General features: G+C 63.4%; 25 protein-coding genes and 1 other RNA gene. 13 read left to right on the plus strand and 13 right to left on the minus strand.

The window, feature by feature from the left end; genetic code table 11:
* Positions 1-94: 94 nt before the first annotated feature.
* From AWB70_RS00805 to ruvB, 10 genes are all read left to right on the plus strand, one after another.
* Complete coding sequence (locus tag AWB70_RS00805; protein ID WP_053567421.1) at positions 95-1,399, plus strand: THUMP domain-containing class I SAM-dependent RNA methyltransferase; 1,305 nt, start codon at positions 95-97, stop codon at positions 1,397-1,399.
* Positions 1,400-1,569: 170 nt separating this feature from the next.
* Positions 1,570-2,967: an aminopeptidase P N-terminal domain-containing protein gene (locus tag AWB70_RS00810; protein WP_053567601.1), complete on the plus strand. Its 1,398-nt coding sequence runs from the start codon at positions 1,570-1,572 to the stop codon at positions 2,965-2,967.
* Between the two features lie 2 nt (positions 2,968-2,969).
* The gene (locus AWB70_RS00815) at positions 2,970-4,160 is read left to right on the plus strand and encodes a UbiH/UbiF/VisC/COQ6 family ubiquinone biosynthesis hydroxylase (protein ID WP_053567420.1); all 1,191 of its coding nucleotides are present in this window, start codon (positions 2,970-2,972) and stop codon (positions 4,158-4,160) included.
* Positions 4,161-4,382: 222 nt separating this feature from the next.
* Positions 4,383-5,477, plus strand: coding sequence for a tRNA dihydrouridine synthase DusB (gene dusB, locus AWB70_RS00820; protein ID WP_053567419.1), 1,095 nt, complete (start codon positions 4,383-4,385; stop codon positions 5,475-5,477).
* Positions 5,474-5,707: a Fis family transcriptional regulator gene (locus tag AWB70_RS00825; protein ID WP_008351548.1), complete on the plus strand. Its 234-nt coding sequence runs from the start codon at positions 5,474-5,476 to the stop codon at positions 5,705-5,707. The genes dusB and AWB70_RS00825 overlap by 4 nt, the downstream gene beginning before the upstream one ends.
* Before the next feature lie 64 nt (positions 5,708-5,771).
* Positions 5,772-7,337 (plus strand): bifunctional phosphoribosylaminoimidazolecarboxamide formyltransferase/IMP cyclohydrolase, encoded by a 1,566-nt coding sequence (gene purH, locus AWB70_RS00830; protein ID WP_053567600.1) that lies wholly within the window; start codon positions 5,772-5,774, stop codon positions 7,335-7,337.
* 89 nt (positions 7,338-7,426) lie between these two features.
* Positions 7,427-7,969 carry a crossover junction endodeoxyribonuclease RuvC gene (ruvC, locus tag AWB70_RS00835; RefSeq protein WP_014190413.1) on the plus strand — a complete coding sequence of 181 codons (543 nt, stop codon included), beginning with the start codon at positions 7,427-7,429 and terminating at the stop codon, positions 7,967-7,969.
* A 21-nt stretch (positions 7,970-7,990) separates the two neighbouring features.
* The gene (gene ruvA, locus AWB70_RS00840) at positions 7,991-8,572 is read left to right on the plus strand and encodes a Holliday junction branch migration protein RuvA (RefSeq protein WP_014190412.1); all 582 of its coding nucleotides are present in this window, start codon (positions 7,991-7,993) and stop codon (positions 8,570-8,572) included.
* A 71-nt stretch (positions 8,573-8,643) separates the two neighbouring features.
* Positions 8,644-9,135 carry a hypothetical protein gene (locus tag AWB70_RS38140; protein ID WP_143281591.1) on the plus strand — a complete coding sequence of 164 codons (492 nt, stop codon included), beginning with the start codon at positions 8,644-8,646 and terminating at the stop codon, positions 9,133-9,135.
* Positions 9,136-9,200: 65 nt separating this feature from the next.
* Positions 9,201-10,262: a Holliday junction branch migration DNA helicase RuvB gene (ruvB, locus tag AWB70_RS00850; protein WP_041730125.1), complete on the plus strand. Its 1,062-nt coding sequence runs from the start codon at positions 9,201-9,203 to the stop codon at positions 10,260-10,262.
* Here ruvB and AWB70_RS00855 read toward each other — a convergent pair.
* From AWB70_RS00855 to tyrS, 3 genes are read right to left on the minus strand one after another with little or no spacing between them, the layout of a single operon-like run.
* Positions 10,259-10,909, minus strand: coding sequence for a histidine phosphatase family protein (locus tag AWB70_RS00855; RefSeq protein WP_053567417.1), 651 nt, complete (start codon positions 10,907-10,909; stop codon positions 10,259-10,261). The two genes, ruvB and AWB70_RS00855, sit on opposite strands and share 4 nt — an antisense overlap.
* The gene (gene dtd / locus AWB70_RS00860) at positions 10,906-11,349 is read right to left on the minus strand and encodes a D-aminoacyl-tRNA deacylase (RefSeq protein WP_053567416.1); all 444 of its coding nucleotides are present in this window, start codon (positions 11,347-11,349) and stop codon (positions 10,906-10,908) included. Before dtd ends, AWB70_RS00855 begins: the two co-directional genes overlap by 4 nt.
* On the minus strand, positions 11,346-12,593 hold the full coding sequence (gene tyrS, locus AWB70_RS00865) for a tyrosine--tRNA ligase (protein WP_014190408.1): 1,248 nt from the start codon (positions 12,591-12,593) through the stop codon (positions 11,346-11,348). The genes dtd and tyrS overlap by 4 nt, the downstream gene beginning before the upstream one ends.
* A gap of 308 nt (positions 12,594-12,901) precedes the next feature.
* On the opposite strand from tyrS, the gene AWB70_RS00870 reads away from it, so the two are divergent.
* A complete protein-coding gene (locus AWB70_RS00870) occupies positions 12,902-14,032 on the plus strand; it encodes an anhydro-N-acetylmuramic acid kinase (RefSeq protein ID WP_087086217.1) in 1,131 nt (376 codons plus the stop codon).
* Between the two features lie 53 nt (positions 14,033-14,085).
* On the opposite strand, the gene erpA is transcribed toward AWB70_RS00870, so the two are convergent.
* From erpA to rplM, 3 genes are all read right to left on the minus strand, one after another.
* A complete protein-coding gene (gene erpA / locus AWB70_RS00875) occupies positions 14,086-14,451 on the minus strand; it encodes an iron-sulfur cluster insertion protein ErpA (protein WP_014190406.1) in 366 nt (121 codons plus the stop codon).
* 211 nt (positions 14,452-14,662) lie between these two features.
* Complete coding sequence (gene rpsI / locus AWB70_RS00880) at positions 14,663-15,055, minus strand: 30S ribosomal protein S9 (protein ID WP_014190405.1); 393 nt, start codon at positions 15,053-15,055, stop codon at positions 14,663-14,665.
* Positions 15,056-15,066: 11 nt separating this feature from the next.
* Complete coding sequence (gene rplM / locus AWB70_RS00885) at positions 15,067-15,495, minus strand: 50S ribosomal protein L13 (protein ID WP_041730123.1); 429 nt, start codon at positions 15,493-15,495, stop codon at positions 15,067-15,069.
* Positions 15,496-16,077: 582 nt separating this feature from the next.
* On the opposite strand from rplM, the gene AWB70_RS00890 reads away from it, so the two are divergent.
* Positions 16,078-16,500 carry an OsmC family protein gene (locus AWB70_RS00890; protein ID WP_014190403.1) on the plus strand — a complete coding sequence of 141 codons (423 nt, stop codon included), beginning with the start codon at positions 16,078-16,080 and terminating at the stop codon, positions 16,498-16,500.
* 67 nt (positions 16,501-16,567) lie between these two features.
* On the opposite strand, the gene rnpB is transcribed toward AWB70_RS00890, so the two are convergent.
* The 3 genes from rnpB to pyrC all read right to left on the minus strand — a co-directional run bounded on the left by rnpB (position 16,568) and on the right by pyrC (position 18,880).
* An RNA gene (rnpB, locus tag AWB70_RS00895) (RNase P RNA component class A) lies at positions 16,568-16,980 on the minus strand.
* An 18-nt stretch (positions 16,981-16,998) separates the two neighbouring features.
* Complete coding sequence (locus tag AWB70_RS00900; protein WP_374730222.1) at positions 16,999-17,820, minus strand: DUF3025 domain-containing protein; 822 nt, start codon at positions 17,818-17,820, stop codon at positions 16,999-17,001.
* Entirely contained in the window at positions 17,816-18,880 is a 1,065-nt protein-coding gene (pyrC, locus tag AWB70_RS00905) for a dihydroorotase (RefSeq protein ID WP_053567414.1), read from the minus strand. Before pyrC ends, AWB70_RS00900 begins: the two co-directional genes overlap by 5 nt.
* A 193-nt stretch (positions 18,881-19,073) precedes the next feature.
* On the opposite strand from pyrC, the gene AWB70_RS00910 reads away from it, so the two are divergent.
* On the plus strand, positions 19,074-19,976 hold the full coding sequence (locus AWB70_RS00910; RefSeq protein ID WP_075644196.1) for a class II glutamine amidotransferase: 903 nt from the start codon (positions 19,074-19,076) through the stop codon (positions 19,974-19,976).
* Between the two features lie 48 nt (positions 19,977-20,024).
* On the opposite strand, the gene AWB70_RS00915 is transcribed toward AWB70_RS00910, so the two are convergent.
* The 4 genes from AWB70_RS00915 to AWB70_RS00930 form a co-directional block, all read right to left on the minus strand.
* A complete protein-coding gene (locus AWB70_RS00915; RefSeq protein WP_014190399.1) occupies positions 20,025-20,750 on the minus strand; it encodes an amino acid ABC transporter ATP-binding protein in 726 nt (241 codons plus the stop codon).
* Positions 20,747-21,424, minus strand: coding sequence for a glutamate/aspartate ABC transporter permease GltK (gltK, locus tag AWB70_RS00920; protein ID WP_014190398.1), 678 nt, complete (start codon positions 21,422-21,424; stop codon positions 20,747-20,749). The genes AWB70_RS00915 and gltK overlap by 4 nt, the downstream gene beginning before the upstream one ends.
* Positions 21,424-22,164, minus strand: a complete 741-nt coding sequence (locus tag AWB70_RS00925; protein WP_014190397.1) for an amino acid ABC transporter permease — start codon at positions 22,162-22,164, stop codon at positions 21,424-21,426. Before AWB70_RS00925 ends, gltK begins: the two co-directional genes overlap by 1 nt.
* 68 nt (positions 22,165-22,232) lie before the next feature.
* Positions 22,233-23,126, minus strand: a complete 894-nt coding sequence (locus AWB70_RS00930) for a glutamate/aspartate ABC transporter substrate-binding protein (protein WP_014190396.1) — start codon at positions 23,124-23,126, stop codon at positions 22,233-22,235.
* Between the last annotated feature and the right edge of the window lie 40 nt (positions 23,127-23,166).

Here is a 23,166-nt window from a genome sequence, read left to right on the forward strand (position 1 = left end):
AAAAGTCAGCGCCAGCCTGCTCTCGCAGAGGCTGGCGCTTTTGTTTTGACCACCCCGCGTACAATACCGCCTTTGAACGTCAGAAAAGCACCACATGTCCTCCCCTCTCTTCGACTGGTTTGTCCCCTGCCCGCGCGGTCTCGAAGCCCCGCTCGCCGCCGAGCTCGCGGAGATCGGTGAACGGCATGTGGCCGGCGCGCCGCTGTCGGGTGGCGGGTCGCTCGCCGTCGGTGCGCAAGTGCCCGGCGGCGTGCATTTCCGGGGCGGCTGGGTTGCGGGCATGGCGGTGAATCTGCATTCGCGCATCGCGAGCCGCGTGCTTCTGAAAGTCGCGCAAGGCCCATATCGCAACGAGCACGACATCTACGAACTCACGCATCGGCAGCGCTGGGAGCAATGGTTCACGCCGAGCCAGACGATGCGCGTCGATCTCACCGCGATCAAATCGCCGGTCAAGAGCCTCGAATTCACGACGCTGCGCGTGAAAGACGCCGTCTGCGACCGTCTGCGCGACGTAGCTGGCGCGCGTCCGAGCATCGACACCGCGCAGCCCGACGTGCGCGTGTTCGCGTTTCTCACGATGAACGAGTGCACGCTCTATCTCGACACCTCCGGCGAGCCGCTTTTCAAGCGCGGCTGGCGCATGGACAAAGGCGCCGCGCCGCTGCGGGAAAATCTCGCCGCCGGCATTCTGCGCCTCACCGGCTGGACGCCCGGCACGCCGCTTTTCGATCCGATGTGCGGCAGCGGCACCTTCCTCGCCGAAGCGGCTCAAACGGCGCTCGACATCGCGCCCGGGAGCGAGCGGCGCTTCGGCTTCGAGAAGCTCAAGCCTTTCCACCCCGGCATGTGGCAGAAGCTCAAGACGGCCGCGCTCGAACGACGCCGCGCCGCACGCGCCGCGCAAACCGAACTGAATATCTTCGGCAGCGACATTTCCGGCGACATGCTGGAAAAAGCGCGCGCGAATTTGAACCGGGCGGGCGTGTCCGGCCTGTCGCTCAAGCAGGTGGACGCCCGCAACATGGTGCCGCCGACCGATGCGCCCGGCATCCTGATCGCGAATCCCCCGTACGGCGAGCGGATCGAAGTGCGTGGACGCGGCCCGCGAGGCGAAATCCGCGACACGGCGCGCTCCCGCCGCGAGGACGACGACGCCTTCGCCCGCGCGCAGCCCGATCCCGCCGACACGGAGTTCTTCGTCAACTTCGGCAACGCGCTCAAGCAGCGCTTTCCGGGCTGGCGTGCCTATGTGCTCACCTCGGACCGCAAGCTTCCGGGCATGCTGCGCCTGCGCGAGTCGACGAAAACGCCGCTCTTCAACGGCGCGCTCGAATGCCGCCTGTTCCGCTTCGACCTGATCGCGGGCAGCGTGCGCAACCGCCCCGCCGACGAATAAGCGCCGCCTTCGAAACGAGTATGCAGCGGCGGCGCGCCTGACGCCATTCGGCCAAATGGCATAAGCAAATTGCACGAATCGCAGCCGACACGGCGTCGCCCTTTCATGTGTTTCGGCCTATGCCGAACGGCCGAGTGTCGGCGGGTGAGAGCCGGCGCTACAATCGGCGCATGAACTCACCGACCGAACTCGCCAGTCCCATCGCCGTCGATATCTACCGCGCGCGTCGCGAGCGCGTGCTCGCCGCGCTGCGTGCGCAAGGCGGCGGCGTCGCCATCGTGCCGACCGCGCCGGAAGTCATGCGCAATCGCGACACGGACTACCCCTTCCGTCACGACAGCTACTTCTACTATCTGACGGGCTTCAACGAACCCGAGGCAACGCTCGTGCTGAACGCGAGCGCTCAAGACGGCGAGCCCGCATCGCTGCTGTTTTGCCGCGAGAAGAACGCGGAGCGCGAGACGTGGGAAGGATTTCGCTTCGGCCCGGACGCCGCGCGCGACGCCTTCGGTTTCGATGCCGCCTTGCCCATCACCGCGCTCGACGAGGAAGTCCCGCGCCTGATCGCCGACAAGCCCGCGCTGCATTACGCGCTCAGCACCTCGGCGGAACTGGATGCGCAAGTGCGCGGTTGGCTCGCCGCCGTGCGCGCGCAGAGCCGCAGCGGCGTGCGAGCGCCCACCCGCGCGGAAAATCTGCTGCCGATTCTCGACGAAATGCGCCTCGTGAAAGACGCGCATGAAATCGCGATCATGCGCCGCGCCGCTTCGATTTCCGCCGAAGCGCACCGCCGCGCAATGCGCGCCTGCCGCCCCGGCATGCGCGAGTTCGAGATCGAAGCCGAACTGCTGTACACGTTCCGCCGACACGGTGCGCAGGCGCCGGCGTACGGCTCGATCGTCGCGGCGGGCGCGAACGCTTGCGTGCTGCACTATCCGGCGGGCAACGCGGTCGCGCGTGACGGCGATCTGATTCTCATCGACGCCGCGTGCGAGCTCGACGGCTACGCGTCCGACATCACGCGCACCTTTCCCGCGAGCGGCCGCTTCACGCCTGCCCAGCGCGAGCTTTACGACATCGTGCTTGCCGCGCAGGCCGCGGCGGTCGAGGCGACACGCCCCGGCGTCAGCTTCGACGCGCCGCATCAGGCCGCGTTGAAAGTCCTGTCGCAAGGTTTGCTCGACACCGGCATTCTCGACAAGTCGAAGTTCGGCAGCGTCGACGACGTTCTCGCGCAACGCGCCTACGCACGCTTCTACATGCATCGCACGGGACACTGGATCGGCATGGACGTGCATGACGCGGGCGAGTATCGCGACGCCGAAGGCCCGCTCGACGAGCAAGGCGCGCGTCCCTGGCGCACGCTCGTGCCCGGCATGGCGCTCACGGTCGAGCCGGGACTCTATGTGCGCGCCGCCGAGGACGTGCCGGAACGGTATTGGGATATCGGCATCCGCATCGAGGACGACGCCGTCGTCACGGAAAACGGCTGTGAGCTGCTGACACGCGAAGTGCCCGTCGCCGCCGACGAAATCGAAGCGCTGATGCGCGAAACGAACGCAAACTGACCATGAACGACGTTCAAGGCGCCGAGGCGCACTTCGACTACGACATCGCCATCGTCGGTGCGGGGCCGGTCGGGCTCGCGCTGGCCGGATGGCTCGCACGGCGCAGCGCGACCTCGCGGCTGTCGGTCGCGCTCATCGACGCACGCACGCCCGAATCCGCCGCGAACGACCCGCGCGCGCTCGCGCTCTCGCACGGCAGCCGCGTGATGCTCCAGCCGCTCGGCTTTCCCGCCGATGCCACGCCCATCCGCCGCATTCACGTTTCGCAGCGCGGGCACTTCGGCCGCACGCTGATCGAGCACGACGAACACGAGTTGCCCGAGCTGGGTTATGTCGTGCGCTACGGCTCGCTGGTCGGCGCGCTCGCCGAGGCCGTGCGCGCGACCCGCACCGACTGGCTCACCGATACTTCCGCGCTCGCCCCGCTGCAGGATAACGACGGCGTCACGCTGCCGCTGCAATCGGCAGTTGGCGAGCGCGCGATCCGCGTGAAGGTGCTGGTGAATGCGGAAGGCGGCCTGTATCAGAAAGGCGAGTCAGCCGACGATCGCCGCGCGCGCGATTACGGCCAGACGGCCATCGTCGGGACGGTGAGCGTCTCCGATCCGCGCGCGAACGTCGCGTGGGAACGCTTCACGAACCAGGGGCCGATCGCCCTCTTGCCGTGCGGCGGCCAGCGCCACGCCGACTATTCGCTCGTCTGGTGCTGCTCGCCCGAAGAAGCCGCGCGCCGCACGCAACTCGACGACGACACGTTCCTCGCCGAACTCGGCGCCGCCTTCGGCACGCGCATGGGGCGCTTCACGCACATTGCCGGGCGCGCCGCGTTCCCGCTCGGGCTGAGCGCGCTCGATGTGCTCGTCGACCGGCGCACGGTGGCGATCGGCAATGCCGCGCAGACGCTGCATCCGGTCGCGGGACAGGGCCTGAACCTCGGCCTGCGCGACGCGCTCGCGCTCACCGACGCCCTTTCCGCCGACGGCGCCGGTCCGCTCGCGCTGGCGCGCTTCGCTCAACGCCGCGCGCTGGACCGGCGTCTGACGATCGGCGCCACCGACACGCTCGCGCGCATTTTCACGGTCGATTTCCCGCCGTTCGCCGCGATGCGCGGCCTCGCGCTGACCGCGCTGGAATTCCTGCCGCCGGTAAAAACGGCGCTCGCCCGCCAGATGATGTTCGGCCAGCGGCGCTGAGCCGGCACGGCTAGCACGGAAAAAGGGCAATCGTCTGCGCTGAAGTCAGGAACTTATCCTCTATGAACGCGCGCTCTTTCATAGAAGATTTAAAGACTTGCATGAGATTGCTCTTAAATTCAGCAGCCTATTCGCGCTAAAATACGCGTTTCCCTTTCAGCAATGTTGCATCCGCCGGACGCGGCGTCACCGCGTGACGACCGAGCGGATCCTTTAGCCTTTATGCCCACCATCGGTTCACACGTCCTGCGCAATAACCTGTTCGTCGCCCCGATGGCAGGCGTCACCGATCGCCCGTTCCGGCAACTGTGCAAACGCATGGGCGCGGGCTACGCGGTGTCGGAGATGGTCGCGTCGAACGCGCAGCTCTGGAAAAGCGAGAAGACGATGCGCCGCGCGAACCACGCGGGCGAGGTCGAGCCGATTTCGGTGCAGATCGCAGGCGCCGACCCGCAGATGCTCGCGCAAGCCGCGCGGCACAACGTGGCGAACGGCGCGCAGATCATCGATATCAATATGGGCTGCCCGGCCAAGAAGGTCTGCAACGTCGCGGCGGGGTCCGCGCTGCTTCAGAACGAACCGCTCGTCGCGCAGATCGTGACGGCGGTGGTGCAGGCGGTCGGCATCGGGCCGGACGCGGTGCCCGTCACGCTCAAGATTCGCACGGGGTGGAACCGCGAGAACAAGAACGCGCTCACCATCGCCAGGATCGCCGAGGACGCCGGCATTGCCATGCTCACCGTCCACGGCCGCACGCGCGCCGATCTCTACAAGGGCGACGCGGAGTATGAAACCATCGCGGCCGTGAAGGCGTCGGTGAAAATTCCCGTCGTCGCGAACGGCGACATCACCACGCCGGAAAAAGCGCGCGAGGTGCTCGCCGCCACGCACGCCGACGCCATCATGATCGGCCGCGCGGCGCAGGGCCGTCCGTGGCTGTTCCGCGAGATCGACTATTTTCTGCAGACGGGCGAGCGCCTGCCGCCGCCGCGCATCGACGAGATCCAGCAGGTGATGAACGAGCACCTGGAAGATCACTACGCCTTTTACGGGGAATTCACGGGCGTTCGGACTGCGCGCAAGCACATCGGCTGGTACACTCGCGGCCTTTCCGGCGCCAACACCTTCCGGCACCGGATGAATACGCTGGACACGACCAAAGAACAATTGCTCGCTGTCAACGAATTCTTTGACGCACAAAAGGCGTTGTCGGACCGTCTCGTCTATGTGGACGAATGCGGTGACGCCGAAGATGCGGACGGGGAAGAATCGTGTGGCGGGCACAACAATACGACAGACCGACTGATTGCCGCATGAGCAGACATAACATCGAACAATGCGTCCGCCAGAGCCTCGACAACTACTTTCAGGACCTGGACGGCTCCAACCCGCACGACGTGTACGACATGGTGATTTCGTGCGTGGAAAAACCGATGCTCGAAGTCGTGCTCGAGCAGGCGGGCGGAAATCAATCGCTCGCGGCCGAGTATCTCGGCATCAACCGCAACACGCTACGCAAGAAGCTTCAGCAGCACGGATTGATTTGATTCATCGGACTGAGGCGAGCGCCTTGGTCCGGCCTGGTTTCCCTTTTCGGTTTCAGTGTTCATCATGATCAAGCAAGCGCTCCTCTCCGTTTCCGACAAATCCGGCATCGTCGATTTCGCCAAATCGCTGTCGGCGCTCGGCGTCAAGCTCCTTTCGACCGGCGGCACGGCGAAACTGCTCGCCGACGCAGGCCTGCCCGTGACCGAAGTCGCCGACTACACCGGCTTTCCGGAAATGCTCGACGGGCGCGTGAAGACGCTGCATCCCAAGGTTCATGGCGGCATTCTCGCGCGCCGCGACTTGCCCGAGCACGTGGCTGCGCTCGAAGAACACGACATTCCGACCATCGACTTGCTGGTCGTGAATCTGTATCCGTTCGTGCAGACGGTCGCGAAGCAGGAAAGCTCGCTGGAAGACGCGATCGAGAACATCGATATCGGCGGGCCGACCATGCTGCGCTCGGCGGCGAAGAATCATCGCGACGTGACGGTGATCGTCGATCCGGCCGATTACGCCACCGTGCTCGACGAAATGCGCGCGAACAGCAATAGCGTCGGCTACACCACGAAATTCCGTCTCGCGACGAAGGTCTTCGCGCACACCGCGCAGTACGACGGCGCGATCACGAACTATCTGACGAGCCTGACCGAGGCGCTTCAGCACTCGGACCGCAATACGTATCCGGCCACGTTCAATCTGGCGTTCGAGAAGGTGCAGGACCTGCGCTACGGCGAGAACCCGCACCAGAGCGCAGCGTTCTATCGCGACGTGTCGGTGCCCGCCGGCGCGCTCGCCAACTACGAACAGTTGCAGGGCAAGGAGCTGTCGTACAACAACATCGCCGATTCGGACGCCGCGTGGGAATGCGTGAAGACGTTCGACGCGCCCGCGTGCGTCATCATCAAGCACGCGAATCCGTGCGGCGTGGCGCTCGGCGCGAATTCGCTCGAAGCGTACTCGAAGGCGTTCCAGACCGATCCGACTTCCGCGTTCGGCGGCATCATCGCGTTCAATCGCGAAGTGGACGAAGCCGCGGCGCAGGCCGTCGCGAAGCAGTTCGTCGAAGTGCTGATCGCGCCGGCGTTCAGCGTTGAGGCGCGCGCCGTCTTCGCGGCGAAGCAGAACGTGCGCCTCCTGCAAATCGCGCTCGGCGACGGTCACAACACGTTCGACCTGAAGCGCGTCGGCGGCGGCCTGCTGGTGCAATCGCTCGATGCGAAGAACGTGCAGCCGCACGAACTGCGCGTCGTGACCAAGCGCCATCCGACGCCGAAGGAAATGGACGATCTGATGTTCGCGTGGCGCGTGGCGAAGTTCGTGAAGTCGAACGCCATCGTGTTCTGCGCGAACGGCATGACGATGGGCGTCGGCGCGGGCCAGATGAGCCGCGTGGACTCGGCGCGCATCGCGGGCATCAAGGCGCAGAACGCCGGTCTGACGCTGAACGGCACGGCGGTGGCTTCGGATGCCTTCTTCCCGTTCCGCGACGGCCTCGATGTCGTCGTGAACGCGGGCGCGACGTGCGTGATCCAGCCGGGCGGCTCGATGCGCGACGACGAAGTGGTCGCCGCCGCCGACGAGCACAACATCGCCATGATCTTCACCGGCACACGTCACTTCCGTCATTAATTCGCGTATTTCCAGATAACATGGGCCTGTTTGCGCTGAGCACGGCGCAAACAGGCCTTATGTTTTGAACCAGCGTAAAACGCGAACGAATGAGAATACTAGGCATCGATCCCGGCCTGCGCGTGACCGGCTTCGGCATCATCGAGAAGCACGGGCACACGCTCCATTACGTGACGAGCGGCGTCATCAAGACATCGGACGCCGATCTGCCTTCGCGTCTCAACACGATTTTCAGCGGCATTTCCACGCTCGTCGCGCAGCACAATCCGGATCAGGCCGCGATCGAAAAAGTCTTCGTCAACGTCAATCCGCAATCGACCCTGCTGCTCGGGCAGGCGCGCGGCGCCGCGATCTGCGGGCTCGTCGCGAGCGGCGTGCCGGTTGCCGAGTACACCGCGCTTCAATTGAAGCAGGCGGTCGTCGGCTATGGACGCGCGACCAAGGAACAGATGCAGCAGATGGTCGTGCGGCTCCTGAACCTGTCCGGCGTGCCAGGCACCGACGCCGCCGACGCGCTCGGCATGGCGATCTGTCACGCGCACGGCGGCACGGGGCTCGCAGCGCTCGGCGGCATCGCGCCGTCGCTTGCGAAGAAAGGCTTGCGCGTGCGGCGCGGGCGTCTCATCGGTTAACACTTCTCTTAAGCTCGAACTATGATCGGTCGCATTGCCGGCGTTCTGCTGGAAAAAAATCCGCCGCATCTGCTCGTCGACTGCAACGGCGTCGGCTACGAAATCGACGTGCCGATGAGCACGTTCTACAACCTGCCGAACGCCGGCGAGAAAGTCGTGCTGCTCACGCAGTTGATCGTGCGCGAGGATGCGCATCTGCTGTATGGCTTTCTCACCGCGCAGGAACGCTCGACGTTCCGCGAGTTGCTGAAGATCAGCGGCATTGGCGCGCGCATGGCGCTGGCCGTGCTCTCGGGCATGAGCGTGCACGAACTCTCGCAAACCGTCACCACGCAGGACGCCGCACGCCTCACGCGCGTGCCGGGCATCGGCAAGAAGACGGCGGAGCGCCTTTTGCTCGAACTGAAAGGCAAGCTCGGCGCGGATCTCGGCGCGATCGCGGCGACAGTTTCGCAGTCGGATCACGCGTCGGATATTCTCAATGCGCTGCTCGCGCTCGGCTATTCCGAGAAGGAAGCACTCGCTGCGATCAAGAACGTGCCTTCGGGAACGGGCGTGTCGGAAGGCATCAAGATGGCGTTGAAGGCGCTGTCGAAAGGGTGACACTTGAAGCGGCGACTGGCGCGTCCGGCCGCCGCGGCAATCCGGAATCACAACAACGCAGTTAGAAAATCATGAAGTTTGCCGTCACCGCAGTCTGCGCCCTCACGCTCCTCGCGGGCTGTAGTTCGTTAGGACAAGCCTATCCGTTCCCGACCAGGGAAGACGCTTTCGCATCGCTCCAGGCTCAGGGAAGATCTCTGTATCTGCTGACGTTCGACGAGAATGGCTGTTATGCAGGAAAGACTCGCTTGCAACCCGACGCAGCGTTCACGCCAGTGAGAGTGGTGCCGAACCAGCGCCTCGTCATCGAATCCGACAATGTGATCGTGATGACAGTAGCTTTCACGCCGCGTGAGAAGGGTCGCTATTGGCTCACATCGGTCGAAGGTCCCGTTCAGCGCGATCCCGACGAAACGTTTTTCCAGGCGATCACGCGCGGCGAGAAGCGGCAGGTCATCATTGGAGTGACCGAAATGGACGACGCCACGCAGCAACTGAAGCCCGTGAAACTGGTAAAACTCTATCCTCGTCACAAGTCCGCTTTGTGCATTAAGCTCGACTAGCGCTGCCCGCCGTAGTACGCCGGAGGCCCCGCGTGCCGGCGCGGGAGGCGAGTTACAATCGACCCATGATCGAAACCGACAAACTCGCCGCCGAACGCGTCATCTCGGCCACGCCCGTCTCGCCGAACGAGGAAGCGTTCGAACGCGCGCTGCGTCCGCACAAGCTCGACGAATACATCGGGCAGGAGAAGGCGCGCGGCCAGCTCGAAATCTTCATCGAGGCGGCGAAGCGCCGTTCCGAAGCACTCGATCATGTGCTGCTGTTCGGGCCGCCGGGTCTCGGCAAGACGACGCTCGCGCATATCATCGCGCGGGAAATGGGCGTGAATCTGCGGCAGACGTCGGGGCCGGTGCTGGAGCGCGCGGGCGACCTCGCCGCGCTGCTCACGAATCTCGAAGCGAACGACGTGCTGTTCATCGACGAAATTCACCGGCTTTCGCCGGTCGTCGAGGAAATCCTGTATCCGGCACTCGAGGATTATCAGATCGACATCATGATCGGCGAAGGGCCGGCCGCGCGCAGCGTGAAGCTCGATCTTCAGCCGTTCACGCTCGTCGGCGCGACTACGCGCGCGGGCATGCTGACGAATCCGCTGCGCGACCGCTTCGGCATCGTGTCGCGGCTGGAGTTTTACAACGCAAGTGAGTTGGCGCGCATCGTCGCGCGGTCGGCGTCGCTGTTGAAGGCGGATATCGTCAACGAGGGCGCGCTGGAAATCGCGAAGCGTTCACGCGGCACGCCGCGTATCGCGAACCGGCTGCTGCGGCGCGTGCGCGACTACGCCGAAGTGAAGGCGGACGGCATGATCACCGCCGACGTTGCCGATAAAGCGCTGAAGATGCTCGACGTCGATCCCGTCGGCTTCGACCTGATGGACCGCAAGCTGCTCGAAGCGATCCTGCACAAGTTCGACGGCGGGCCGGTTGGCGTGGACAATCTCGCCGCGGCCATCGGCGAAGAGCGCGATACGATCGAAGACGTGCTCGAACCGTATCTGATCCAGCAAGGCTTTTTGCAGCGCACGCCGCGTGGGCGTGTCGCGACCATGCTCACCTATCGGCACTTCGGCCTCGCCGCGCCGGACGCGGGGCCCATCCGCGATCTCTGGGATACCAACAAGGGCTAGGCGCGCTTGCGCAGATTGTCGTCGTCGGTATCGGTCGAAAGATGCGCGATATCGCCCCACGACACGACCGCCGCGCCGCCGTCCGCATAGTCCACTACGTTGACGCTGCAATTGAGGAGCGGCCAGTTGCGCGGCTCCTGCAGCGACAGCTTCTTCGCGAATCGATACACGCAGTCGAGCACGCCGCCGTGCGCCACCACCGCGATGCGGCCGTCCGGATGCGCGGCGACGATCGGTTCCATCGCATGCACGATACGGTGATAGAAGACGCGCTGCGATTCGCCGTCGCCGGGCGGCGCGAAACCGGGGTCGCGCGTCTGCCATTCGATGTATTCGGCGGGAAACTTGTCGTTGATCTCGTCGCTGTCGTGGCCCTGAAACGCGCCGTAGAAACGCTCGCGCAGGCTTTCCGACAGACGCAAGTCGAGACCGAGGGCATCCGCGAAAGGCCGCGCCGTCTGCTGCGCGCGTTGCAGGTCGCTGGAATAGACCGCATCGATCCGCCCTTCGCGCGCGAGCCGCTGACCGAGCTGTTCCGCCTGCAGCAAGCCATGCTCGGACAAAGGAATGTCGATATGCCCTTGAATGCGCTTGATGGCGTTCCAGCCGGTTTCGCCGTGGCGGATGAAGAGAACCTGAGTCGTCATGGTCGCACCTGAAGCCAGAAAGTCACCGGCCCGTCGTTGACGAGCGACACCTGCATTTCCGCGCCGAATTCGCCGGTCTCGACGATCGGATGCTTCGCGCGAGCTTGCTGGACGAAGTAGTCGAAGAGCCGTTTGCCTTCGTCCGGCGGCGCGGCCGGCGTGAAACTCGGGCGCAGGCCGCTGTTTGTGTCGGCGGCGAGCGTGAATTGCGAGACGAGCAGCAAACCGCCGCCGGTGCTTTGCACCGAGAGATTCATCTTGCCCGCTGTGTCGCTGAACACGCGGTAGGAGAGCACTTTGGCGAGGAGCTTGTCGGCGGCGGCTTCGTTGTCGTCGCGTTCAGCGCAGACGAGCGCGAGCAGGCCCGCGTCGATTGCGCCGGTCACGCGTTCGCCTACGCGCACATCGGCGCGCTTCACGCGTTGAATCAGCGCGATCATGCCGTCAACGTCACGCGCGCGAAGCGGCGCTTGCCCACCTGCACGATGAACTCGCCCGCTTCGATCTTCAGCGCCTTGTCGGAAACGGTCGCGCCGTCGATCTTCACGCCGCCCTGCTCGATGTTGCGCAGCGCTTCGCTCGTCGACGGCACGAGGCCCGCCTGCTTGAGCAACTGGCCGATCGCAAGCGGCGCGCCGGCGAGCGTCACCGAGGGAATGTCGTCCGGCACGCCGCCCTTCGCGCGATGGTTGAAGTCGTCGAGCGCGCGCTCCGCGTCCGCCGACGAATGGAAGCGCGCGACGATTTCCTGCGCGAGCATCACCTTGAAGTCGCGCGGATTGCGCCCGCCTTCGGCTTCGCTCTTGTAGCGTTCGATCTCGCTCATCGGACGGAACGACAGCAGTTCGAAATAACGCCACATGAGCGTGTCCGAAATGCTCATCAGCTTGCCGAACATCTCGGTCGGCTTCTCGCTGATGCCGACGTAGTTGTGCTTCGACTTCGACATCTTCTCGACGCCGTCGAGGCCTTCGAGCAGCGGCATCGTCAGAATGCACTGCTGCTCCTGGCCGTACTGCTTCTGCAATTCACGGCCGACGAGCAGGTTGAACTTCTGGTCCGTGCCGCCGAGTTCGAGGTCCGAATTCAGCGCGACGGAGTCGTAACCCTGCATCAGCGGATACAGGAATTCGTGGATCGAGATCGGCACGCCGCCCTGAAAACGCTTGGTGAAATCCTCGCGCTCGAGAATGCGCGCGACCGTATAGCGCGAAGCGAGCTTGATCATGCCGTCGGCGCCGAGTGGCATCGACCATTCGCTGTTGTAGCGAATCTCGGTTTTTTCGCGGTCGAGCACGAGCGACGCCTGCTCGAAATACGTCTTCGCGTTCATTTCGATCTGTTCGCGCGTGAGCGGCGGGCGCGTCGCGTTGCGGCCGGACGGATCGCCGATCAGCGACGTGAAATCGCCGATCAGGAAAATGACGTGATGGCCGAGGTCCTGCAACTGGCGCATCTTGTTCAGCACGACCGTATGGCCGATGTGAATATCGGGCGCGGTCGGATCCAGACCGAGCTTGATGCGCAGCGGCTTGCCCGTGGCGGCGCTCCTCGCGAGCTTCTGCGCGAATTCGTCTTCGATCAGCAGTTCGTCGCAGCCGCGTTTGGCGATGGCGAGCGCGCTCTTCACGTCATCGGTGATCGGGAAGCGCTGCGCGGCGGAGGCGTTGGAATCAGTGGTCATGCTTGCGGCTTGTGAAGTCAAAAGGGTTCGATGACTGGCGAGGTGGCGGCAGGCGCCGTGCCGGAAGGAAGGCCGCTCAGTCGAGCGGCGCGCGCCGAAAATCGCGCGCAATTGCTTGTTCAGGCTGAGGATTTTACGCGATGACGCGCCTGTTCGCGCCGTTTTGCGCTGTGTTAGCGCGCCACCCATCCCGTTCACCGCTGGAAATTCTTAACGATTCGATCCTTAACGCGGATAATCGCCGCTTGAGCGAAAACCGGCAGCACCGCATCGAAGAGGAGAGCAGCGTGGGAAAGAAAACCGAAGCATTGGAAACCGGCAAGTGGGACGGCGTGTACTTCGGTTTGATGTCGGGCACCAGCATGGACGGCGTCGATGGCGTCGCGGTCCAGTTCACGACCGGCAAACCGCCTGTCGTGCTCGGCGAGGCGCACGTGTCTTTCTCGAAAGGCCTGCGCGATGCGCTCTTCGAGCTGCAATCGCCCGGCGAGAACGAAATCGAGCGCGAAGCCCTCGCCGCCAATGCGCTCGCGACGCGCTACGCCGTCTGCTGTCACGAATTGCAGAGCATGAGCGGCTATTCGGCGTCGAAAGTGCGCGCGATCGGCGTGCACGGGCAAACGGTGCGGCATCGGCCGGAAAAGGGCTACACGCGGCAGATCAACAACCCCGCGCTGCTCGCGGAAATGACCAGCATCGACGTGGTCGCGGATTTCCGCAGCCGCGATGTCGCCGCGGGCGGCCAGGGCGCGCCGCTCGTGCCGGCGTTTCACGCGACGGTGTTCGGCGCGCCGAACGAGACGCGCGTTCTGTGCAATCTGGGCGGCATCAGCAACATCACGATTCTCGCGGCAAGCGGCGAAGTGCGCGGCTTCGATTGCGGGCCGGCGAACGCGCTCATCGATGAATGGGCTTTGCGTCACACGCAGCGTGCCTACGACGATGGCGGACAGTTCGCGGCGCAAGGCCGGATCAGCCAGCCGCTTCTGAACGCCTTGCTCGACGAACCGTTTTTCGATCTCGCGCCGCCGAAGAGCACGGGCCGCGATCTGTTCAATCCGGCCTGGATGGACACGAAGCTCGCGGCCTTCGCGGGTCTCGATCCCGCCGATGTTCAGGCGACGCTCACCGCGCTCACCGCGACGACGGTCGCCCGCGAAATCGCGCGCCACGCGTCCGACACGCGCGCCGTGTACGTGTGCGGCGGCGGCGCGCGAAATCCGGTGCTGATGCAGATGCTTCAGCAGGCGCTCGAAGACAATGCGGTGCCGGGCGTGCCCGTCATGACGACCGAAGCGCTCGGCGTGCCGCCGCAGCAGGTCGAAGCGCTCGCTTTCGCGTGGCTTGCGATGCGCTGCGTCGCGCGCGAGCCGGGCAATCTGTCCGCGGTGACGGGCGCAGCGGGCGCGCGCGTGCTCGGTGCGATCTACCCGCGGTAAACGAAAAACGGAGCCACCGAGGCTCCGGTTTCCACTGCGCCAAAAACGCGCGCTTAAACCGAGAACGACGAACCGCAACCGCAGGTGGTCGTGGCGTTCGGATTCTTGATGACGAACTGGGCGCCGTTGAGGTCGTCCTTATAGTCGATCTCCGCGCCGACGAGGTACTGGTAGCTCATCGAATCGACGAGCAGTTGCACGCCCGCCTTGTCCATCACGGTGTCGTCTTCGTTGACTTCCTCGTCGAACGTGAAACCGTACTGGAAACCCGAGCATCCGCCGCCCTGCACGAACACGCGCAGCTTCAGATCCGGATTGCCTTCTTCGTCGATCAATTGCTTGACCTTGTCCGCGGCCGCGTCGGTGAAGACGAACGGCATCGGCATTTCGGTCGTGGGGGTGTCGCTGACAGCGCTCATTCGAATTCTCCAATTAAGCTTCTTACCGCTATTGTAGGGCTGATCTCAATATCGTGCCGAATGTCCATGGAATCAATGGGCTATATGAAAATTCGACATCGTTCAGCCAGCGCGCGCCAAAACGAAAAAGCCGCCGGCACAGAGTGCGGGCGGCTTTTGCGGCAGTTTCGCTCCGATCCGGCAGACCAGCCCAGAGCGATGCCCCAAGCGCTTAACGCTTCGAGAACTGCTTCCGGCGGCGTGCCTTGTGGAAACCGACCTTCTTACGTTCCACTTCACGCGCGTCACGCGTCACGAAGCCAGCGTTCGACAGTTGCGACTTAAGCGTTGCGTCGTAGTCCATCAGCGCACGGGTGATGCCGTGGCGAACCGCGCCTGCCTGACCCGTTTCGCCGCCGCCCGACACGTTGACCTTGATGTCGAACGTGGTGCCGTGGTTCGTGAGTTCCAGCGGCTGACGCACGATCATCAGCGACGTTTCACGCGAGAAGTAGTCGGCGATGGGCTTGCCGTTGACGACGATCTCGCCCTTGCCCGACTTGATGAAGACACGAGCGACCGCGCTCTTGCGGCGGCCCGTACCGTAGTTCCAGTTACCGATCATGTGGGCTCCCCTTAGATCTCGAGCGACTTCGGCTGTTGCGCCGAGTGCGGATGCGTAGCTTCGGCGTAGACCTTCAGCTTCTTGATCATCGCGTAGCCGAGCGGACCCTTCGGAAGCATGCCCTTGACAGCCTTCTCGAGCGCACGGCCCGGGAAGCGCTCTTGCATCTTGCCGAACGTCGTTTCGTAGATGCCGCCCGGGTAGCCCGAGTGACGATAGTACTTCTTGTCCGTGGTCTTGTTGCCCGTGACCTTCAGCTTGCCGGCATTGACGATGATGATGAAATCACCGGTGTCGACGTGCGGAGTAAATTCAGGCTTGTGCTTGCCGCGAAGACGGCGTGCCACTTCGCTGGCGACACGGCCGAGAACCTTATCCGTCGCGTCAATCACGTACCATTCGCGCGTCACCTCTTCGGCTTTTGCGGAAAACGTCTTCATGATCGATCCAAAAAATTGAATTGCCCTTGAACTGATTTGAACGCTGCTCGGCCCTGCTTATATGGACGCCAGGATTCGTGAATCCGGCGCTTGCAGGCTCTCACAGGCCTCCCTCCGCGGGCGTAGGGCGAAGAGAACTTTGAATTATAAAGGGATTTCCGCTGTCGCGTCAAAGATTTGATTTCGCGCGGCGTAGGGACGAAAAAAAGCCCGGGCAGCTGTGGCTCGGGCTTAATCCACCAAAGGAGGAGGTGGAGGAGACAGAGACGAGTATAGGCACGGTCATGCTGCGAGGCAAGAAGATTTGCATGGTGAAAATGAATTTCACTATTTGAAATATCGACTCGATCAAAGATTCACACTATTTTCTACGTAAATTCATATACTTACCCGTAATCTCCAGTCTCCGATCGCGAGCTTTCTACGTCTAGAGGATTCGCTCGAACGTCCGAAGAAAGAATCGCCACGTCGATTTCCGCTTCGTCAACCAGTGCTTGCTCGTAAGCAGCGCCAGAATCAAACGCAATGTGCCGCTACAATGGACGCCTCTGTAACGATGCGTCGAGCAGCTGGAGCCTGAGCATGGAATGCAAAGTTAGCTGGATGGGACAAGACGGCATGGCCTTCGCCGCCGAAACGGGAAGCGGCCATCTCGTGAACATGGACGGCGCGCCTGAAGGCGGCGGTCGCAATCTCGCACCCCGCCCGATGGAAATGGTGCTGCTCGGCACCGGCGGCTGCACCGCCTACGACGTCGTGATGATCCTCAAGAAGAGCCGTCAGGAAATCCAGGGCTGCTCCGTGACGCTCAAAGCGGACCGCGCGAGCGAAGATCCGAAAGTCTTCACGAAGATCCACTTCCATTTCACGGTGACGGGCAAGAACCTGAATCCGGCGACGGTCGAACGCGCGATCAACCTGTCGCACGACAAGTACTGCTCGGCGTCGATCATGCTGGCGAAATCGGCGGAGCTCACGCATTCGTTCGAGATCGTCGAAGCGTAACGCTCGAAGCACGCGGGAAACGAAAAGAGCCGGCGTCGCGAGACGCCGGCTCTTTCTTTTTGAATGACGACAAAGCGGGCCGATAAGCCGGATTTTGTGCACGCGCCGGCCGAAGCCGGACGCGCGTGGCAATCATTCCTCTAGGCGCGCCATTGCTGACGCGCTCAAGCTTCCTACCCGCAGACGAAACGGGGGCCCCGTCCTGCATCGCGAGGATGCGCGCCTGCCTATTTGGAATTGCTCCGGGTGGAGGTTACCGTGCCGGAACGTCTCGCGACGTCCGCGGTGCGCTCTTACCGCACCGTTTCACCCTTACCTGATCTCCGGACTTGCGCCCGAAGCCATCGGCGGTTTGCTTTCTGTTGCCCTGTTCCGCGTGTCGCCACGGATGGCCGTTAGCCATCACCCTGCCCTGTGGAGTCCGGACTTTCCTCGCCCTCTGCGCCGAAACGCCGAAGCCGCGATTGCCTGGCCTGCTTTGCGTCTTCGATTTTACCATCAGCGGTTGCGCCGGCCCGGGCGGAACACGGACACGTCGTCATAAAAACCGGGCGACGCGTTCGCCGCCCACCAGCCCGGCACGCCCAGAACCGGCAGCGGCGCGAAGGCACGGCTCTCGAGCGGCTCGGCGAGAATGCCGTGCGCGATGCGCTCGTCGATGAGCGCGCGGCGGCCGGCATCGTCGAGCGTGAAATATTCCGCGGGAACGTCGACGATCCAGGCGTGGCCGGTGCACGCCTTGTACGGCGCGACGAGCTTTTCGAGCAGCGCATGGCCGAAGATGCGCGCCTCGCAGCGCACGCCCCACGCGGCGCGTTCGTCGATGAACAGCGTGCGCCAGTCGAAGCCGCGCAGCGCACGTCCAAGCGATGCATCGGCGCAGGCGAAGAGCACCGCGTTTTCATCGAAGAGCGTGAGCGCGTCGCGTACGCCGCCGCGTGTCGGCCCGATGCCGTGCTCGTCGATCTGTTCCGCCTGGCGCGCGTTGAGCGCCGCCTTGATGCGCGGATACGCGAACCACATCGAACCGTTGAAGAAATCGTGGAGATTGTGGCGCGTCGGCACGCGGCCGCTCTGCGCGATGTGACCTTCGTAGGAAGCGCCCGCGGGCAGTTCTTCCTGCGCGATGAACGCAAGCGGCTGGCCACGGCCTGTGAGCAACCCGGCGGCGGACGCGTCTTCGTTCAGCGTCGCGAGATAGCCGCTGTAACCCGTGAGTGCAGCCGCCTGCCAGCGCCTGCCGCGCGTCTCGATCGGCGCGAGCCAGGGCCGCGCCCAGTCGATATCGGCGAAACCCGCGCTCACGTGCGTCGTATCAATGCGCGTCGGAGAAACGCCAGCCGATCGACTCGCCGCCGCGCAACGGGACGATCGTCGCGTCGCCGGCGTTGAATTCGGCGGGCAGCGTCCACGCGGCGCGGTCCAGCGTCACCTTTTCCGCGCTGCGCGGCAGGCCGTAGAAGTCCGCGCCGTGGAAGCTCGCGAAGCCTTCGAGCTTGTCGAGCGCGCCGGCCTGGTCGAACGCTTCCGCGTAGAGTTCGAGCGCGTGCAGCGCCGTATAGCAGCCCGCGCAGCCGCACGCGTGCTCCTTCAGGCCCTTCGGATGCGGCGCGCTGTCGGTGCCGAGGAAGTAACGCGGATTGCCCGACGTTGCGGCTTCGACGAGCGCCACGCGATGCGTCTCGCGCTTGAGCACCGGCAGGCAGTAGTAATGCGGCCGCATGCCGCCGACCAGCATGATGTTGCGGTTATAGAGCAGATGATGCGCGGTGATCGTCGCACCGATCGGGCCATCGGCCTCGCGCACGTAGTCCGCGGCATCCTTCGTCGTGATGTGTTCGAACACGACCTTCAGCGCCGGAAAATCGCGGCGCAGCGGCGTCATCACGCGATCGATGAACACCTTTTCGCGATCGAACACGTCGATGTCGCCATCCGTCACTTCGCCGTGCGTGAGCAAGGGCATGCCCACTTCCTGCATCGCTTCGAGCGTTTTCGCGCACTTGCCGAGAAGATCCGTCACGCCCGCGTCGGAATTGGTCGTGGCGCCCGCCGGATAGAGCTTCACGCCGTGCACGAAGCCGCTTTCCTTCGCGCGGCGGATTTCGTCGGGCGGCGTGTTGTCGGTGAGATAGAGCGTCATCAGCGGCTCGAAGCGCGCACCCGCGGGCAGCGCCGCGAGAATGCGGCCGCGATACGCCGATGCCAGCTCGGTGGTCGTCACGGGCGGCTTCAGGTTCGGCATGATGATTGCGCGGCCGAACTGGCGTGCCGTGTGCGGGAGCACCGCCGCGAGGGTCGCGCCGTCGCGCACATGCAGGTGCCAGTCGTCGGGGCGCGCGATCGTGAGCGATTGAGGCGAGGAAGAGGTAGCGGACATGGCGAAATGACGGGAGACGTTGGAATGGCGCAAGTCCACGCGAAGAATGGGAAAAATCGCCGTGGAAAATCCACAACGCGCCCGCCTGGGAGCGCTCGCGCGATTTTTTCGCACTGACCTCGGTGATATGCTTGTCGGACGTATTGTAACAACCAGGCCCTGAGCCGCTCCATTAGCCGCCCGCCCCAGCATCATGTGCCAACTTCTTGGAATGAACTGCGCCGAACCCACGGACGTGACCTTCTCGTTCACCGGTTTCGCGGCGCGCGGCGGGGTGACGGATCATCACGCGGACGGTTGGGGCATCGCGTTTTTCGAGGACAAGGCCTGCCGGCTTTTCATCGATCATCAGTCGTCCGCCAGTTCGCCGCTCGCGGACATGGTGAAGCGCTATCCGATCAAATCGAAGAACACGATCGCGCATATCCGCAAGGCGACGCAGGGGCACATCCTGCTCGAAAACTGCCATCCGTTCATGCGCGAGCTGTGGGGACGGCACTGGATCTTCGCGCACAACGGCGATCTCGTCGGCCATGCGCCGGAACTCACGGGCGTGTATCAGCCGGTCGGCACGACGGACAGCGAACTTGCGTTCTGCGCGCTGCTGCAAGGCTTGCGCCGCGCGTTTCCCTGCTCGCAGCCGCCGCTCGAAGAACTCTTCGACGCGCTCGCCGAGCTCACGCGCGGCATCACGCAACACGGCGTGTTCAACTTCCTGATGTCGAACGGGCAGGCGCTCTTCTCGCACTGCTCGACGCATTTGTACTATCTGGTGCGGAGCTGGCCGTTCTCGACGGCGCATCTGATCGACGCGGACATGTCGATCGACTTCGCCAAGTACACGACGCCGGAAGACCGCGTCGCGGTGATCGCCACGTCGCCGCTCACCGACAATGAAGTCTGGACACGCTTCGCGCCCGGCGATCTCGCCATGTTCCAGGGCGGCGATCTTGCGCGTTCGGTGAACATTCCGGTGCCGGAGGAAGTCGCGAAGAAGGCCGCGGTGCCGCTTGCGAAGGCGTGCGTCGGTTCGGCGTTGAAGATCGACGAAATCCGCTCGACGGCGGCGGTGGAAAGCGAACTCGGTATTGAATAAAAAAACGGCGCTTCATTTCTTGAAGCGCCGTTTTTTCCTGCAACGAGATCAGTGCAGGATTTTCGCCAGAAAATCCTTCGCCCGGTCGGACTTCGGATTTGCGAAGAACGCTTCCTTCTGATCGTCCTCCACGATCAACCCGCGGTCCATGAAGATCACGCGGTTCGCCACTTTCTTCGCAAAGCCCATTTCGTGCGTCACGCACATCATGGTCATGCCTTCCTGTGCGAGTTCGACCATCACGTCGAGCACTTCGTTGATCATTTCGGGATCGAGCGCGGACGTGGGTTCGTCGAAGAGCATCGCGATCGGGTCCATCGACAGCGCGCGCGCAATCGCCACGCGCTGCTGCTGACCGCCCGAAAGCTGGCCCGGAAACTTGTCCGCATGCGCGCGCAGGCCGACGCGATCGAGCAGCTTCATGCCCTTTTGCGCGGCTTCGTCGTTCGAACGGCCGAGCACCTTGACCTGCGCGAGCGTCAGGTTCTGCGTGATCGTCAGATGCGGAAACAGCTCGAAGTGCTGAAACACCATGCCGACCTTCGAACGCAGCTTCGACAGATTCGTCTTCTTGTCGGTGAGCGACTGGCCGTTGATCGTGATCTCGCCCTTCTGGAACGGCTCCAGGCCGTTCACGGTCTTGATGAGCGTCGACTTGCCCGAACCCGACGGGCCGCACACCACGACGACCTCGCCCTTCTTCACTTCGGTCGTGCAGTCCGTCAGCACCTGAAACTGCCCGTACCACTTGGAAACATTCTTGATAGAGATCATCTTGCGACCTTTTTCTGAAGACTTTTGACGAGGGCCGACGCCACCACGCAGATCACGAAATAGCACGCGCCCGCGAACAGGATCATCTCGACGGATGTGCCGTCGCGGTCCCCGATGTTCGTCGCCGTGCGGAAGAAGTCCGCGAGACTGATGACGTACACGAGCGACGTATCCTGGAACAAGACGATGGCCTGCGTGAGCAGAAGCGGCACCATCGCGCGGAACGCCTGCGGCAGCACGACGAGCTTCATCGCCTGGCCGTAGGTCATGCCGAGCGCGAACGCCGCGTTCACCTGGCCGCGCGGCACCGCCTGAATGCCGGCGCGGATGATTTCCGAATAGTACGCGGCTTCGAACAGCGAGAACGCGACCATCGCCGAGGCGAGACGGATGTCGATATCCGCCGAGAGCCCGAGCACGTTCTGCAGCAGCTGCGGCACGATCAGGAAGAACCACAGCAGGACCATCACGAGCGGGATCGAGCGGAACAGTGTGACATACGCGCTCGCGAACCATTGCAGCGGCTTCACGCCCGACAGCCGGAAAAGCGCGAGCACCGTTCCCCAGATGATGCCGACCACGATGGCGAGCACGGTGATCTGCAGCGTGATCTTGGCGCCCGTCATCAGCGTGGGCCACTGCGTGAGAATGTCACTCCAGTTGAACTGATGCATTACTTGCCTCCGATGTAGCCAGGCAGCCGCGTCTTCGCCTCGACCCAGCGCATGAGCTGCATCACGACGAGGTTGATGATCATGTAGGCGATCGTCACCGCGATGAACGACTCATACGTCTGCGCCGTGTAGTCCACGAGCTGGCGCGCCTGCGCGGACAGATCGAGCAGACCGATGGTCGATGCCACCGCCGAGTTCTTGAACACGTTGAGGAATTCCGACGTGAGCGGCGGCACGATGATGCGGTACGCGACCGGCATCAGCACATAGCGATACGTCTGCCATTGCGTGAAGCCCATCGCGAGGCCCGCGTTGCGCTGTCCGCGCGGCAGCGCGTTGATGCCCGAGCGCACCTGTTCGCACACGCGCGCGCCGGTGAAGAGCCCGAGACAGATGATCGACGACGAAAAGAACTGCGCGGAAGGCGGCAGTTGCTTGAACCAGTTGCCCCACGAGACGGGCAGCAGTTCCGGTATCACGAGATACCAGACGAAGAACTGCACGATCAGCGGAATGTTACGGAAGATCGCGACGTAGACGGTGCCGATGCCTGCCAGCGTGCGATTCGGGACCGTGCGCAAGATGCCGAACAACGAGCCGACCACGAGCGCGATCACCCACGCCGCGAGCGACACGGTAATCGTCACCCAGAAGCCGGAGATCAGCCAGCCGAGATAAGTGGTGGGCTCGCCGGTCGAAACCGGACTCAGCAGTACGCCCCAGTTCCAGTGATAAGACATGGACTCACTCCAAAAAGAAACGGAAGAAGCAAGCTCCTTCCGTTTCGTCTGTTCGATTACCGAACCGGTTAGTCGATTGCCTTGTCATTCGGGCTCTTGTAGAGAGCCTTCATGTCGTCACTTTCAGGGAAGTTGAGGTTGAGACCCTTCGGCGGGATCGGGCTTTCGAACCACTTCTTGTAGATCTTGTCCGCTTCGCCCGACGTTTCGACCTTGGCGATCGCGTCGTCGACGACCTTCTTGAATTCCGGATCGTTCTTGCGGATCATGCAGCCGTACGCTTCATGCGATTGCGGCGCGCCGACGATCACGAAATCGTTCGGGTTGTTCGACTTGGCGCGCTCGCCGGCGAGCAAGGCGTCGTCCATCATGAACGCGACGGCGCGGCCGGTCGACAGCGTCAGGAACGATTCGCCGTGATCCTTCGCGCTGATGATGTTCATGCCCATGTTCTTGTCCTGATTCATCTTGCGAAGCAGGCGCTCGGACGTGGTGCCGGCGGTCGTCACGACGGTCTTGCCCTTCAGGTCGGCCCAGTCCTTCACGCCGGAATCCTTCTTGGTCATGAGGCGCGTGCCGATGACGAAGATCGTGTTCGAGAAGGAAACCTGCTGCTGGCGCTCGGCGTTGTTCGTGGTCGAGCCGCACTCGATATCCACGGTGCCGTTCTGCACGAGCGGAATGCGGTTCTGCGAGGTGATCGGCGTGAGCTTCACCTTCAGGTCCTGCATGCCGAGCTTCTGCTTGACCGCTTCCACGACTTTCAGCGCGAACTCGTGCGAATAGCCGACGACGTTCTGCTTGTCGTCATAGTAGGAAAACGGAATGGACGATTCGCGATGCCCCAGCGAGATCACACCCGTGTCCTTGATCTTCTTGAGCGTGCCGGCGTCCTGAGCGTAAGCGCTCGTTGCGATGAACCCGAGCGCGGCGACGAGCAGCGCAGCCTTTTTAATCTTCATTGTTCGATCTCCTGTGGCAAAAAACGGGGCAAGTTTAGCA

This window comes from Caballeronia cordobensis (assembly GCF_001544575.2).
Classification (GTDB): domain Bacteria; phylum Pseudomonadota; class Gammaproteobacteria; order Burkholderiales; family Burkholderiaceae; genus Caballeronia; species Caballeronia cordobensis.

What these genes read in the sequence shown, in the direction of transcription:
- dusB (WP_053567419.1), top strand. Translation starts at nt 4,383, where the DNA reads ATGCCCACCATCGGTTCACACGTCCTGCGCAATAACCTGTTCGTCGCC.
- ruvB (WP_041730125.1), top strand. Translation starts at nt 9,201, where the DNA reads ATGATCGAAACCGACAAACTCGCCGCCGAACGCGTCATCTCGGCCACG.
- gltK (WP_014190398.1), bottom strand. Translation starts at nt 21,424, where the DNA reads ATGCATCAGTTCAACTGGAGTGACATTCTCACGCAGTGGCCCACGCTG.
- AWB70_RS00915 (WP_014190399.1), bottom strand. Translation starts at nt 20,750, where the DNA reads ATGATCTCTATCAAGAATGTTTCCAAGTGGTACGGGCAGTTTCAGGTG.
- AWB70_RS00890 (WP_014190403.1), top strand. Translation starts at nt 16,078, where the DNA reads ATGGAATGCAAAGTTAGCTGGATGGGACAAGACGGCATGGCCTTCGCC.
- AWB70_RS00925 (WP_014190397.1), bottom strand. Translation starts at nt 22,164, where the DNA reads ATGTCTTATCACTGGAACTGGGGCGTACTGCTGAGTCCGGTTTCGACC.
- erpA (WP_014190406.1), bottom strand. Translation starts at nt 14,451, where the DNA reads ATGAGCGCTGTCAGCGACACCCCCACGACCGAAATGCCGATGCCGTTC.
- dtd (WP_053567416.1), bottom strand. Translation starts at nt 11,349, where the DNA reads ATGATCGCGCTGATTCAACGCGTGAAGCGCGCCGATGTGCGCGTAGGC.
- AWB70_RS00815 (WP_053567420.1), top strand. Translation starts at nt 2,970, where the DNA reads ATGAACGACGTTCAAGGCGCCGAGGCGCACTTCGACTACGACATCGCC.
- rpsI (WP_014190405.1), bottom strand. Translation starts at nt 15,055, where the DNA reads ATGATCGGTAACTGGAACTACGGTACGGGCCGCCGCAAGAGCGCGGTC.
- AWB70_RS00805 (WP_053567421.1), top strand. Translation starts at nt 95, where the DNA reads ATGTCCTCCCCTCTCTTCGACTGGTTTGTCCCCTGCCCGCGCGGTCTC.
- pyrC (WP_053567414.1), bottom strand. Translation starts at nt 18,880, where the DNA reads ATGTCCGCTACCTCTTCCTCGCCTCAATCGCTCACGATCGCGCGCCCC.
- AWB70_RS00930 (WP_014190396.1), bottom strand. Translation starts at nt 23,126, where the DNA reads ATGAAGATTAAAAAGGCTGCGCTGCTCGTCGCCGCGCTCGGGTTCATC.
- tyrS (WP_014190408.1), bottom strand. Translation starts at nt 12,593, where the DNA reads ATGACCACTGATTCCAACGCCTCCGCCGCGCAGCGCTTCCCGATCACC.
- ruvA (WP_014190412.1), top strand. Translation starts at nt 7,991, where the DNA reads ATGATCGGTCGCATTGCCGGCGTTCTGCTGGAAAAAAATCCGCCGCAT.
- AWB70_RS00810 (WP_053567601.1), top strand. Translation starts at nt 1,570, where the DNA reads ATGAACTCACCGACCGAACTCGCCAGTCCCATCGCCGTCGATATCTAC.
- rplM (WP_041730123.1), bottom strand. Translation starts at nt 15,495, where the DNA reads ATGAAGACGTTTTCCGCAAAAGCCGAAGAGGTGACGCGCGAATGGTAC.
- ruvC (WP_014190413.1), top strand. Translation starts at nt 7,427, where the DNA reads ATGAGAATACTAGGCATCGATCCCGGCCTGCGCGTGACCGGCTTCGGC.
- purH (WP_053567600.1), top strand. Translation starts at nt 5,772, where the DNA reads ATGATCAAGCAAGCGCTCCTCTCCGTTTCCGACAAATCCGGCATCGTC.
- AWB70_RS00855 (WP_053567417.1), bottom strand. Translation starts at nt 10,909, where the DNA reads ATGACGACTCAGGTTCTCTTCATCCGCCACGGCGAAACCGGCTGGAAC.
- AWB70_RS00825 (WP_008351548.1), top strand. Translation starts at nt 5,474, where the DNA reads ATGAGCAGACATAACATCGAACAATGCGTCCGCCAGAGCCTCGACAAC.
- AWB70_RS00910 (WP_075644196.1), top strand. Translation starts at nt 19,074, where the DNA reads ATGTGCCAACTTCTTGGAATGAACTGCGCCGAACCCACGGACGTGACC.
- AWB70_RS38140 (WP_143281591.1), top strand. Translation starts at nt 8,644, where the DNA reads ATGAAGTTTGCCGTCACCGCAGTCTGCGCCCTCACGCTCCTCGCGGGC.